10 protein-coding genes and 2 pseudogenes are annotated in these 13698 nt (G+C 43.7%); 2 read left to right on the top strand and 10 right to left on the bottom strand.

Annotation, left to right across the window (positions count from 1 at the left end; all coding sequences use genetic code 11):
* Both DXXMK7_RS02685 and DXXMK7_RS02680 read left to right on the top strand, forming a co-directional pair.
* Positions 1 to 206, top strand: a 206-nt coding sequence (locus tag DXXMK7_RS02685) for a CcdB family protein (RefSeq protein WP_038917754.1), incomplete at its 5' end; no start/stop codon positions are given.
* 90 nt (positions 207 to 296) lie between these two features.
* Positions 297 to 755 (top strand): annotated as a pseudogene (locus tag DXXMK7_RS02680) (IS5 family transposase); the annotation flags it as partial.
* Between the two features lie 382 nt (positions 756 to 1137).
* Here the strand turns inward: DXXMK7_RS02680 and DXXMK7_RS02675 are convergent.
* The 10 genes and pseudogenes from DXXMK7_RS02675 to DXXMK7_RS02630 all read right to left on the bottom strand — a co-directional run bounded on the left by DXXMK7_RS02675 (position 1138) and on the right by DXXMK7_RS02630 (position 13691).
* The gene (locus tag DXXMK7_RS02675; protein WP_038917752.1) at positions 1138 to 3018 is read right to left on the bottom strand and encodes a hypothetical protein; all 1881 of its coding nucleotides are present in this window, start codon (positions 3016 to 3018) and stop codon (positions 1138 to 1140) included.
* Positions 3011 to 7093: a hypothetical protein gene (locus DXXMK7_RS02670; protein WP_038917751.1), complete on the bottom strand. Its 4083-nt coding sequence runs from the start codon at positions 7091 to 7093 to the stop codon at positions 3011 to 3013. The genes DXXMK7_RS02675 and DXXMK7_RS02670 overlap by 8 nt, the downstream gene beginning before the upstream one ends.
* A gap of 6 nt (positions 7094 to 7099) precedes the next feature.
* A pseudogene (locus DXXMK7_RS23225) lies at positions 7100 to 7548 on the bottom strand (protein kinase).
* Positions 7549 to 7706: 158 nt separating this feature from the next.
* A complete protein-coding gene (locus DXXMK7_RS02660; protein ID WP_038917749.1) occupies positions 7707 to 8198 on the bottom strand; it encodes a GNAT family N-acetyltransferase in 492 nt (163 codons plus the stop codon).
* Positions 8195 to 8488 carry a DUF1778 domain-containing protein gene (locus tag DXXMK7_RS02655; RefSeq protein ID WP_038917748.1) on the bottom strand — a complete coding sequence of 98 codons (294 nt, stop codon included), beginning with the start codon at positions 8486 to 8488 and terminating at the stop codon, positions 8195 to 8197. The genes DXXMK7_RS02660 and DXXMK7_RS02655 overlap by 4 nt, the downstream gene beginning before the upstream one ends.
* 491 nt (positions 8489 to 8979) lie before the next feature.
* Positions 8980 to 9480: a serine acetyltransferase gene (locus tag DXXMK7_RS02650; RefSeq protein ID WP_038917747.1), complete on the bottom strand. Its 501-nt coding sequence runs from the start codon at positions 9478 to 9480 to the stop codon at positions 8980 to 8982.
* A 26-nt stretch (positions 9481 to 9506) separates the two neighbouring features.
* Positions 9507 to 10901 carry a DUF4832 domain-containing protein gene (locus DXXMK7_RS02645; protein ID WP_038917746.1) on the bottom strand — a complete coding sequence of 465 codons (1395 nt, stop codon included), beginning with the start codon at positions 10899 to 10901 and terminating at the stop codon, positions 9507 to 9509.
* Positions 10902 to 10939: 38 nt separating this feature from the next.
* A complete protein-coding gene (locus DXXMK7_RS02640; protein ID WP_038917744.1) occupies positions 10940 to 11347 on the bottom strand; it encodes a hypothetical protein in 408 nt (135 codons plus the stop codon).
* Between the two features lie 18 nt (positions 11348 to 11365).
* Positions 11366 to 12478 carry a glycosyltransferase family 4 protein gene (locus DXXMK7_RS02635; protein WP_038917743.1) on the bottom strand — a complete coding sequence of 371 codons (1113 nt, stop codon included), beginning with the start codon at positions 12476 to 12478 and terminating at the stop codon, positions 11366 to 11368.
* Between the two features lies 1 nt (position 12479).
* Positions 12480 to 13691 carry a glycosyltransferase family 4 protein gene (locus tag DXXMK7_RS02630; protein ID WP_038920785.1) on the bottom strand — a complete coding sequence of 404 codons (1212 nt, stop codon included), beginning with the start codon at positions 13689 to 13691 and terminating at the stop codon, positions 12480 to 12482.
* Positions 13692 to 13698: the final 7 nt, after the last annotated feature.

Below are 13698 nucleotides of genomic sequence, written 5' to 3'. Positions count from 1 at the left end.
TCCCGCTTATCGAATCGCATCACCTGTCTGAGAAAGTGAATAAAACGCTGTTCCCTCAGATCCGCATCGACGGCGAAGATTATCGGCTGATGACCACAGAGCTATCGAGCGTTCCCGTTGAGGTGATTGGTGAGACTATCGCGGATCTTGGTGAGTATGCGTATGAGATCAAGGATGCGATTAATCTTATGTTTTGGGGGATTTGAATGGGAATTCAATGCATTCACATTGAGCCTGATTTATCGCGTTATGTACAAGTATGCTGAAAATTTCTTAAAATGAATGGCTTTGTTTGACGGGATACTGACAGTTTTGGCACCAAAATCCATCTGGCGACAGACGCAGGCGGTCTCCCGCTAAACATTGTGCTGAGTCCCGGACAGGCTCACGAAAGCCAGTTCGCATTACGCCTGCTGGATGGGATTGGTGTTCAGCGTCAGAACGGCAGCATGAAGCGCCGTGGTTATGCGGTTCTGGCTGACAAAGCTTACTCAGGGCATGTGCTTCGTAACGAACTGAAACGAAAAGGGATAAAAGCGGTAATCCCCCGAAAATCTAATGAAAAAATGGCTTCTGACGGACGCTCACGGTTCGCCAGTGAAGTTTACCGCCGCCGCAACGTAGTGGAGAGATGTTTTGGCCGGTTAAAAGAGTACCGGCGTATTGCCACACGCTACGACAAAACGGCGAGAAATTATTTGTCGATGGTGAAACTGGGCTGCATCCGGCCTTTTTACAAGAAGTTATGCAATTAAGGGACACTGCCTAGTGTTGTGCGCTTTCTGTGCAGCTATCTTGGAAGTATTAGCAGCTAAGTGTAAAGACAAAATCTTGACACTTTTAGCTACAGAGTCCGCACAACTCAGGCTTCGCCAATACCCAACACTAAAAAATCTGGTATTGGAAAGCCGGTTATTTCTATCGAGAAGTTGATCTCATTTTTGCAAGATCTCAGTGAAGTAAAGTGCGTTTTCTTACTTCCAACTCTATCTCAAATCCGAATATTTCAACCCAACTGCAAGTCGTTTTCTGCTAGAATCCACTCACACCAAGGCCAAAAAAGAAAATGGCCCATTTTTTGAGGCAACTCTTTCATTTAGTAGCCCTCTCCCTCAAGAGGAAAACTAACAATGCGAATTACTTTCTACTCAGCATCTTAAATATGTCGAGGGCTTTTGAACAAGTGTAATATAAATAAGGTTCCAAGATGCAAAGCCTTTCAAGCATAGCCTCTATCCTCATAATTGCGTCTTCACTAATTGGCAGATATGCTAACTCTGTACACCATTGCCCTATAAATTCTGCCCAGCCATCTTTATCATCAAAAGCAGCTCCTGCCACAACACCTAATGCCAGATAGTTTTCTGGCTCAGAATCAACATCAATATAGTCCCGATATAAGCGGCTTAAAATTGTCACCGAGGCAGCAAGTTTTCTACTTCTGGTCATACAAGAAACCTGTGCTAACCCGTTTAATACCTGATAGACAGAGTCTTTGTCGTTTACCTCTGCCAACTTATGTTGTGCACTTTCGAGTAGAGAAACTGTACGTTCCAAATATTTATCATCAATTTTCCAGAAAGGCGTTGAATTCATCAAAACTCTGAAAGATTCTAGTGAAGCCTCACTACTAATATGCTTAGCAAGCAAACTCGCAATTTCATCCGGTACAACTGCTGGAATAGAATTACCTTCCAGTGGTCCAGGCAAGAACGAATTCATATTCAGTCGCGAACCAGACATAAGTTCCTTTTGAAGAAATTCAACAACCTCGCCTTTACCAGCCTCTTGACATGCATTGTTTACCCGCCCATAAAGCTCATTAATAAATTGCTCTGCTGTTAAGTATGTTGGTAACCATCTAGGCTCTTCTATTAGATCAATAAAACTTTGGCAGAAAAAATAAAGCCCCCTTTGCTGAGCAGCCCACTGCTCTACTTTGTCAAAGGCAATACTTTCATCCAGTATTACTTTAACAATTAAGGCTGATTGGGCAAATGAGGCAAGGCGCCGGTAGAATGCTGGCATGCCTCTGAATATCTGTAATCGCGCGAGTTCTCCATCAACAAAAATCGCCATAGAGCAAAATAGGCGTAGATTTTCTAATGTTTTTACAGAAGATATACATTCAAAGAGAGCCTTGATAGTCTTATCTGATGAATCAGCGAATTTCAAAACACCGATTTCAAGGCAAGATATCAAAAATATTGGATGGCAGGTTTCAATTGCTCGGTGTGCTATTGGTTGATACAAGGCCTCGTCAATGAGATCAATAGAAACGACTTTTGATATTGACTTATACATACAAAGCAATAAATCATTTTCAGTCATTCCATTTTCTATTCTTTTGTCGAAAAACTGCTTCAATTCATCATTACAATATTCCTCAATATTTATGCTCCCACAGTATTCACCTACAAGCCGTTCATAATAGAGGATATTGGTTGGAACCAGTGTAGAAACGTTATTTTCTGGGCTTTTAAACTCTTGCTTTAACAATTTCTCAATGTGACTTGGTGAGCAATCAAAATCAAGTAACAAGTCTGACACATCATCGTCACTAACTGCTTCTTTTGAAAGAACTACCTTCCAGTGCTCCAATTCCTCTTTCGAAAGTCGTCTATTTTTTGCTTCTGCCTCAAACATGTCTAATCGTATGTCGATATCTTCACAAAGTGGCCAAAAACTGCTATTAATTATTTGTGTGTTTCCATTGGTTAAAGAAAAGGTTGAATGCTCTCCCAAACGATTGCGTAAAGACCAAGTTTTACTACTAATATCGTCTACAAAGAATTCTTCCTCGACATTTTTAAAAGCACTTCGAATAGTCTTAAAGAGAGCTCTTCTGGAAAAGGCTATATTCTTATTACCAAAGCTGACCGTTGCATCTGTCGCTAGCTCTAGCCCTAGCTCTTCCAACAATTTAGTATCAGATGATAGTTCCGCTTTTATCAAATTGGGGAATAAATTGATAAAGTGTGAAGCTATATAAGCACGCGCCGAATCTGAGTTAGTCATCCAATTCTTCCTCCAATATTGATTTCTGAGAGATACTTTTAGCATGCTGCTTCATCGAATCGATCACATTCTTAAAGCTCCACGGATCACTATCTTTCAGCGGTGCCAAAACGAACTCATTCAACCATGCGTTGTAGTATTCCTTTCTCTCATCAGATAAAGACTCTGGAGCAATCAACATGGAATTCACCTTAAGAACTTCTCCTAAGTATGCCATTCCTTCATCCCCCCTTATTTGATGGGCTTGAGCCCACTCCCGATAGCCCATAAGCTCATAAAGCCAGCAAGATCTGGCACAGCTTAGTTCGAGCGGAATATCAGTCGACCACTGAGCCCTTATTGTATTTGCAATCGTTTTCATCGTCTCATTTAGCCACTGGGCATCTCTTGGGAGTTGGACTAGGCCGCTAATCCTTATCAAAAGTAGATTTTCCCTTAACAACCCCAACTGCCTTGTAGGTTTAAATTCACCATCTAACATAACGGATTGATTTATATGATACTCAAGCTCTTCATAGGAAATACTAACAAACTCAATCCCTAACTCCCGAAGCGATGTCCTGACATCAAGCTTCTGCTCTTTAGAAATATGTCCTTTATAGTGCAGGGTTTCAATAAAATCTAATGATGTAAAAATTGGCACAGCTCTTTCGTCAAATGTGATTGCCATATGCCGGTTCATAAATCGATCATCTATCAAAGCCGCATCACATACTTTAATCGCTTCAAAAATCTCTTCTGTAGGATTAGCAGCTACTCGCTCTTTATTGAGCGGAGTTTCAGCAAGAACCACTTTTCCGGACATAAGCGCACTGGAAAATAACCTTCTTATATTTTCTATTTTTAAATTTGCTTGCTCGATGGTTGAATCGTAGTTTATCAAAGACCTATATCTATCTCGTTCCCCCTTAAATACATACACTTCGAACCCTGCCTCACTGAGTTTGTCGAGCATATCAACGATCATTAAATAGGTAATCGATAATGAATCAAGATATAATTTTGCTCCGACTACCACCTTTAGATCGGCAGGCCACTCTTTCTCATGTTGGCGTAGATAGCTTAGGGCCTTATGACACTGAGCTTCGGTTATTACAGCCATGTCTCTTAGCCTTTTAACCAGCTGCGAGCATGAAATCAGATTGTGATGAAATGAAGACAGATCAACTTCTATCTCCCTGAAAGAGCCGCCGACCCTATACACAGGATAGGAACACACTACTAATGCCTGTGATTCATTTGCAGGATTCGCATGCACCTCTTCAAGCATAAACGCAAGTTCTTCACCTATATCCAGTACTAATTCAGGATTATTGATTTTCTTAGGATGAAAAACGGAAATCCTGCCGTCATAGACCAGTCGTTCAAAATATTTTGCTTTCTCAATTTGGCTCGGCTGGTGAAAGGCAACTTTTTGCTTTTCTTCAAATAACCAATGCATGAAAGAATGAGGAATAACAATTCTCTCAAAACAGTTAAACAAATGAGGCAGCAGCTCAACATTTTCCGCAACCAAAGCACTGGAGGCGTCTAAGGCAATAGTCTCTCCAGTAATAATCTGTGCAATTCTTGTACTATGAAATATTGGAACTAAGTTTTTCCGCCGTATATCCTTCGTCTTTTTGTTTTCAAGGGACTGAATAAGGTAAAAATCCGACGTGGTTCTGTTTAACAGCTCCGCCACTGTAAAAATTGGCGCATCACCGTCAAGATAGGCCTTATAAATCCTTTCATTTTTTTCCTTAGTTTCATACATTATCTCTTTTAAGTCTTCAAATGAAACCTTATGTAAGGGGCCATCATCATTGGAAAGAACAATCGCCTTACTGAGCCATTCTGATGTTTCTTGACTGTCCTCCCAACCCATTGTAGTTGCTGTAAAGTATGATGAAGCGAACACTTCGGGATCTTCCGGAAATTGACCTGTACAGTACTCTAGTATTTGCCTTGCTCGTTGAGGAGAAACTGCTTTAGCTAACTGGGCCGCCTGTAAAAGTTCGTTGGCCTTCAATTCCTCTCGACTATTCCAGCTATCTTCCACAAAAACACTAAGAGATTCCCAGTCACCTCCAAATATAGACAAGTTAATTTCAAGAGTTTTTAGGTCAGACTGCTGTGATTTAGATTTTTTTAATAGCGCAACTTGTTCATGGGCTCCACTTAAATCTCCCTTTCTAAATAATGACCATGCCCAGTGAGTTTGAAGACCTTCGCTTCTCTTGACGATGTCCATTCTATCAGCCAGAAATTGATGAAGCTCAGAAAACTTTCCAAGTGAAGAGGCCGCATTACAGACTCTGATAGCATCAGATTCTTGACCAGTATGATCAAAAAGCTCCCGGCAATATAAATAGTATTTGTCCCAGAGATTTCCTCTTTCTAGCAGATTAACCAAATGGGAAAGATCACTTGTAGACTTACTTTTTTGATATTGACTTATAGCCAACGCAATTGGATCTTTACCCTTAGCTGACTCAATTATATTTTTTAGATTTCTTATTTCAGTATCTGATGCGCCAGAATTTTCTACCTTTCTCAGAAGCAGTTCTGCATCATCCACCAATCCTGATCTTGCCAAAACTTCTATTTCAAGCATACTAATGGCAATAAAACTAATGGAACTTTCCATCTGTACTCTATGATCTGCAATATATTCAATTACTGCTGTTACTGGTTTTTTTGTCTGTGCTAATATAAACCTAGCTAGGCCAAGAACCCCATCATTATCATTCCTTAATGCCGTTTGTTTATTAACCTCATTTTCAATCGAATTAAAATCGATATCGATTTTAAATGAAAATGCTAAAGGGAAATACTCCAGTGTTTTTTGCGTGTAATTAACGAAATAACTCTGAAGCTCTATCTTTGCCTGCTCATGTTTTTCACTATCCCTAAGCTCTAACCACATCGCATATTTATCAGATGTATTCACTATATCCATAGCACCGAGATGCTGTGCCAGCCTGGAACATATTTTGAATAACTCTATGGCTCGATTTCTAAAAGCTATAGATCGAGTATCATCTGCAAGTGGAAATTTATCTGCAACCAAAGGAATATGAATTTTTATACTTTCACGCAACTCAACGGCTTTAACTGAATTTCCCAAGAACGTAAATGCAGCTAGTTGGGCCAATGCTGGCGACGTAGATATGGAATCATTGTTTATTTCATTAATAATATCTAACGCTTTTTCCCATTGGTGCTCTGAAAGAAATGCAGAAATTAAAGCAACCTTTCCATCATCATCAAATCTCTGAATGTTTAACGCCGTATTTTTAAACCAGTCCAACGCAGATCTGCTGCCTTCAACTTTATTTTTAACCATAAAGAAGGCTGCATAACTTGAGGGACTACTTATGTTAAGTAAAGCTGAAGCATCATCTACATTATTTGATCCGATTGCCTCAATAAATGCTCGAGCTATTTTCGCTTCTTCTGTTTGATGTAGCTTTAAAGAGTTTGATAACCATTTTTTCGCTTGCTCGGCTTTTTCCCCTACGCACAAGTATCTTGCAATTAGCGCTAGCGCCCTTGCTTTTGCTTGAGAGGTACCGCCGGACAAATCTCCATCAATAATTCTTTCTGCTAAAGCAGTCGCTTTTTCTTCCTTAGGGAACGAACCAAAAAATCGCAGCAAGGAAATTTCGTGGGTAAGTTTTTCTATTTTTTCATCTTGAAGGGGTTGAGCAGTAAAACCTGTGCTACGAATTTTATTGATGACCAGAGCAGCTGTTTGTTCTGGATGATCTTTAACGGTATCCAGTAGTTTTCTCTCACTGTCTTGGCGCATCGATTTAACTTGAAACCAAACCTCAATCAAGTAGATAAAAATGCTTAAAGCAATTAGTATCCACCCGAATACATCCTTTTGCGCGGAAATTGGCCCTGTAAATTGAGGAAGGAATTCTTGCTTACTCAAGATAAAATTTACGAAGTCCAGCCATATAGGTGGATTAAGGATACCTATTCCTGCCAACAGTAGCGGAACACTTAACGCTTTTGCTAATGAAGGTCTAATAAGTGCAACCAAAAATTTTATGTTTTTTCGCGCAATATCCCAATCAATATTCATGGTGTTCTAAACTCTCCCTGAAGGTGGAATTTCTTTGTCAAACGGCCGGAGGATTTTCGCAGTTTCAGTATTAGAAGGCAGCTCAGCTCTCTCTTGCGGGGCTTTATCAACGTTCGTCATTTGTATACCTTTCTGCCTCACGTGGAAGGCGATTTACTGCCAGCGGCGTAACCATTGAGCTTCTTTTCGCTTGTAGGCTTCTAGCTCCGCTTTTAGGCGGTCCACGAAGCCTGCGCTTTGGTTTTCACGAGACCACCCGACAGTGCTTGTTTGGCATTGTCATAAGCGGCTTTAATTTCAGACTTGGCTTGGAGTGACTGACGACTAAAGCCAAAACGTTCTTCGAGCACAGCCCAGCCGAGTTTTGAACCAAGCTCGCCGAGCGCCCAACGGTCCAAATCGGCAACGATTGTAGTGATGTCACTGTCGGACATGCGCCTGAAGCGCTTAACCATGCTCTACCTCGTTTAAATATTGTTCGGGATCTATGTATAAACGCACAGATCCTTTGCTTCAAATTTTTCCGTTTTATAAACCATCGTCTGAGAAAATTGTATGTGTGCCGATTTAAATCCACGCGTTGTTTGAGATATCTTCACTGTAAAGTGATATTTCAAATTACAGATCCCACCAAATCCCCCAACGTCACCATAAGCATCATCGGATCAATCGGAGAAGGCTCAAATCCCACCCGCAGGTAAAACTCCCGCGCTTCATCAGACAGCGCATGAACCAACATCCCGCGAATACCGATAGTATCCGCCACCTGAATCACCCGCAGCCCGGCATCGCGCACCAGCGCTCGGCCAACGCCTTGACCATGTAATGATTTATCTACCGCCAGACGACCCAGTACCACGACCGGAATAGGGTCGGGCATATTGCGGCGAAAACGTCCGGGAGCGGCATTCGTTGCCACAACACTGGAAGCCAATGAGTAATACGCCAACACTTTTGAATCATTGCAACTAACGAAAGTTCGTGATGCTCCAGTGACCTGATTTTTCATCGCCCGTTGTTTCAACCAGTTGTCCATAGACTCCACGCCGCAACAGAATGAAGATAGTACATGTTCGGCGCGGAGTGGCTCAGGGGCGGAAATCATTTTTTCTGTTCCCACGGTGCAGGTGTTTGCATGGTTTTACGCAGAGCGGCATTCGGTGAAGGAGCCTGATCTAGACGGGCAAGGAATTCCTGATAAGCATCGGGATCTGCCATGATGATGCGCTGATCTATCAACGCTTCCTCTGCGGCGGCACGCGCAGCCTCAAGGACAAAATCAGTACGATTTTTTCCTCTGGCCTTCGCAGCACGATCAATCAGATCGCGTTCGGCAGGCTTGATGCGTAAATTCAATGTTTCTCGTTTAACAGAAACGCTGTTCGTCGCTGGCATGATGTTATCCTCCGGTCTACTTTCTGGATATTAATCATACAGCAAACGTAACGCTAATGTCATTACGATTTATCGGCATCAATGGGGAATCGAACCAAAGGAACAAACCGAGAATTTTTTATCATCTGTGCCCCATCATTCTGATCTATCTATGAAAATACGGGTCAACCTACGGGTCTTGACAAGATACACGATTAAAATTTATGCTACATTTCAACTTAATAGAAAGCTGAATGATCCCGAGTCCGGGCACCACTAATTTAAAGAACCCGCCCGCAAGGCGGGTTTTTGCTTTTCAGCTTGCGGACACTCCATCGAACTGCGTTCGATAGCTCGCTTCTACGAAGCTCGCCCTACGGGCCAGCGCGATAACTGCGCTGTTCAACGCCTGCGGCGTTAGTCCGAGTCCGTCATCATTATTTAGCCCATAGACGATCACTACCGTCTGTAACCTTCCGTCTCATTACACCCGCACAAAAATAAGCACTCTCTCAATTCAATTCCCTGACCCCATACCCCACGACTATTTTATCCGCAGCAAGACTTTTGGTTACCACGGTTCCGGCGCCAACTTTTACGTTATCGCCTAATGTAATGTCGCCAAGCAGAATGGCATTGGCGCCAAGCTCCACCTGATTGCCCAGCACCGGACTTTTAGTGACCTGACCTTCACGGTTTATCACGCTGCCAATGGTCACCCCCTGCCGTAATATGCAGTTCGTCCCGATGATGACGTCGGAATTCACCACAATGCAGTGCGGATGATATATTTTCAGCCCAAAGCCGATTTGGGTTCTGTGCGGGATTTCCACACAAAACAGCCATTCATTAATCACTTTATTCAGAATCACAAAAGGAATGCTGATAATTTTCAGCAGCGCATTTGATGACTGGTAGAGGGTAGCAAGGCGAAACAGCAGTATTACCAGTTTGGCTTTAACACTGCCCGCCGTTTTTACTTCACGCCATACATGGCCGATATTGTTCAGCATATGAATATCTATTCTTAATTCCGTGCTCAGTGCACCGTTACCGTGGAAACCCGATACCAACCGTCGGCCTGTTTGCCCTCGTTGGCGAGATTAATTCGCGATACTCCCTTTGTGTCCAGTATCGCCACGTCAATATTATACAGCCCGGCTGGCAGTGCTTCCGGCATCGTCAGTTGGTAGACGGACGTATGCTGCCCCGGCAGCCAGGTGCGAATGTCATCCGCAGTTTTTCCCATACTCATCGCGCTGTTGTCATTATTCACCACGCGATAGGCCAAATCATATTTCAGATAAATAGGCGCTACGCCGTCATTAACCCACTGATTATTTAGTATCAGACTCTGCCCTTGCGCCAATTCGGACTCATGAGTTAAAGAAGCCAGGCGGAAACGATAGCCGAGTTTGGTCAACGCGTTATCCACGATGTCCCGATACTCCGTCGGCACGCTGCGCGATTTTAAATTAATGGTGCTGGCGTGTTGTGCCAGCGCCCAGTCAAAGGTCGCCTGCACTTGCTCACGCGTATAATGCTGAATGCTCTGCCACTCCGACATATAGCCACAGATTTCCAGACTCACCGGCGCACGTTGCCACACCGTACTAAAGTTTGGATAAAGCGCCGCCGCGTTTTGCAGCCGCTGCGGATAATCATCTTGCATGTGACTCCACGTCGTCGAAAAATTATGCCAGTCGCCCAAGCAGTCGGCGCGCCATCCCGCACCTTGTTTCACGGCGCTTGCCAGAGTGTCGCCGCCGTTAATCAGCATGATTTTTGGGCAGTTGGGAAACGCGGCAAAATACATTTTTACGTACTTATCTAACTGGGCTGAGGTATAACGCTCAAGCAGCGGCTTAATGGTCGGGAAATTACTGTTGTGCCACTCTCCCCATGACCCCACCAACCCAATATCGATATAAGCCAGATTCAAATTACCGTCATAGCGCTGACCAAAAGCGTTAAGCAAACGCTGGCTATATTCGATAAACAACGGATCGTCCAGATCCGGCACAAAGGTTTTTTTGTCCGGCGTCCACTCGCCCTTGATCCCTTTTTGGATCAACCAGTCAGGAATCTTCGAGCCGCTGGCAGGCTCATCAAGCGCCATAAAGCGCAGCCCCACGTTCATCGCCGGTTGATGCTGGCTAGCCAGTTCGAAAATAGTATCCACAAGTTGAAAGTTATACTGGCCTTCGACCGGCTCCAGTTCACTCCAGTACAGGCGATCATATTCAATACCGGTGTCGGGATAATCAGCCAGCGATAGCGTAGCGCCATTACCCTTGTTAAAGCTGGCAACGCCATTGCCCGGATTCGTTAACGGGCCATTTAGCCCTTTGGGAGTGACGGTCGTCATCGTGCCTCCAGCCACACCCACTATAGAAAATAACAAACCTCCTACCGCAATCATTTTAAGATTCATCTAAGACTCCTTATTTCCACGTCAGTAGAAACCGGAGGTCAGTGATCCTTCAGTCTGAGCCACCAATCCCAAATCCCTAAGTGGAAATGTGGGAAAATATCAATACCCAAGGCAGACTTAATCATGTACAGCGTCAATAGCGCCGCAAGCGTACAGAACAGGCAGGTAAACAGGATCAACGCGGTCAGCAGTATGCAAAACAGCGTTGATTCTTTACGGGGACGTTTACGGTGATCCTGGCCAAATAAAAAGACGAAATAATAGCGTCGGCTAAAAAAAGGGAAACTCTTACGCACGTCGACCCAGTGCATTGAAGCCGCTGTGATCGACAACACCGCCTGTTCAACGGCCTGCCGTTGTTCCAGGGTAAGTTCTGCGTCAATGTTCCCATCAAGGGCTTCATAGAAGCGTTCAATGACTAACGGACGTTGATTCGATTCGTTCACTATTTACCTATTGATTTATTAACTCATTGGCCTATTGACTGAGGTATAAACCGCCATCGTTTGTTGCGCGATTTTTTTCCAATTATACCTTTGTAAATATTCAGAGTAATCAACAGCAAACGATTTAGAGCGCTGTGTAATCTTTTCGGATAAATCCGCCACGTCTCCAACATTAAAATAGGTGTCTGGCGCTAATTTCACCTCCAGATTAGCGGGAATATTGCTAACCACGACAGGCAATGAAAACGACATGGCCTCCAGCAGCGCAATGGGTAACCCTTCATGATATGAAGGCATCACAAAGAGTTTAGCCTGTGAAAAGACAGTTTGCAGTTCATGACCTTTTAAAAATCCGGTCAGGACCACATTAGGGGTGTCATGGGCTAACTGTTTTAAGCGCATACTATACGCAGTGGGGTGATCGGCATCGCCAACCAAAACCAATGGCATCGTGATACCTGATTGCTTATAGGCGGTGATGAGATCGTGCAAACCTTTTTCTTCCACAAAACGGCCAACCGCAACCAAATAGTTTTGTGGCTGAAGAGAAAAACGCGCCAACGTTTGATTGATAACTTCCGGTGTTAATTGCTGAGATAAGTTCACGCCGTTATAGATAAGATGAGCATCATTTCGTCCATATTTCTGCTTGATCATATTATTAATAACTTCGGAGATTACAATCACTTCATTGGCATATTTCACGGCCACCTTTTCACCCAGCAACAAAACTTTTTTTGCCAGGAACCCCCACTTCTGGCGGTCATAGTCCGGGCCATGATGAGTAAAAACCACTTTTTTACCCAGCAGACGCAGAAGCGGCACCACCAGCCCTGGGCCAATAGCGTGGACATGTACTACCGTGGACTGATCAAAGCAGGTGATAAATGCCGCCAGTACCGAATGGACTATTGCTTCTAATGAACGTTTTTTCGGCGCTAATAAAGCGCGAGTCGTTACTCCCTGATACTGTGATTCTTTATAATTAACATAAGGTGAACGTGCGAGAACGCAAATATCCACATCAAATTGCTGTTTAATAGTCGGGTATAAATTTTGACAATGTGTTTCCACACCGCCTAACACGTTTGGAATGCCACGTGTTCCCAGAACGGTAATTTTCGTAGTCATATTATTTATCGTTTAATAATTCCTGATAAAGCGCCAATAAAGATTCTGTGTGTTTACGTAATGAATATTTTTCGCTAAGACGCTGACGCGCATTCAATCCCATTTCTCTGGCTTTTTGCGGATTCAACGCCAGGTCATCCAGCACATCGGCTAATGCCTGTACATTACCTGGTTCGAATAAAACGCCGTCTACATTATCGCGAATTTGTTCGGGAATGCCGCCAATACGCCCGCCCACTACCGGTTTGGCGAACGCCATCGATTCCAGCACCGACATTGAACAGTTTTCATAATATTCGGAAGGAACCACCACCGCGCGCGCATATTTAATAAGCTGGTTAAGTTCTTCGCCCTGCTGTTTATAGCCCAGGAATTCCGCATTCGGAAATTGCGCGACCAGATCGTCATACAGCGGCCCGCTGCCTGCGATTTTTAACGGAATTTTATTGCGCATTTGCTGATGCGCTCTGGCCAGCGTAGCCACGCCCTTTTCCCGACTCAGGCGGCCAATAAAAAGGAAATAGCCGTCGTCTTCAACATCCTCCACCGGCAGGCTGTCATTAATGCCGTTCACAATCACGTCAATACGGGAATTCGGCAGCTTGCGAATTAATTGACTACGTAGAAATTCGCTGGGCGAAACAATCGCGTCCAACGCCTGATAATTTTTGGCAATATTCTGCCAGGCGCCTTCTAACGAAAGCAGCAGGCTTTTCGAAGCGGAGCCTTGCTGGCAACGATATTTAAAGGCGTTAAATACCGAGCCGGTTAAACAGGCATCACAGACTTTGCCATCGCGCAACATGGTGTACGACGGGCAGATAATCTTGTAGTCATGGGCCGTTAATACTGTTTTACACCCAAACTGACGGGCAATTTTAATCAACGACGGCGTGAGCTGATGATAGATATTATGGAAATGAACAATATCCGGCTTTTCTTTACGCAATAACACCAGCAACTTCTTACATGCCTCAGCGTTATGAATAAAGTTCACGGCCGTTTTAACTGCTCCGATCACGCCGCTGCGCTGATGATAATCCACATTATCAACAAAATAGGGAGAGTAATCTGACGGGAAGTTATTTTCATGCTGCATTGAGAAAGCGATAACCTCAACGCCAGCCTTTTTCAGCATATCGCTTTCCTGAAAATAAACCGTTTCCGCGCCGCCCTTGATATAGAAGAATTTATTGACTAATAAAACTTTCATCATACCT

It is taken from the genome of Dickeya sp. MK7 (genome assembly GCF_000406305.1).
Taxonomy (GTDB): Bacteria; Pseudomonadota; Gammaproteobacteria; order Enterobacterales; family Enterobacteriaceae; genus Dickeya; species Dickeya fangzhongdai.
The sequence above is the reverse complement of the archived record's forward strand: the minus strand, read 5'-3'. Positions and strand labels throughout refer to the sequence as shown.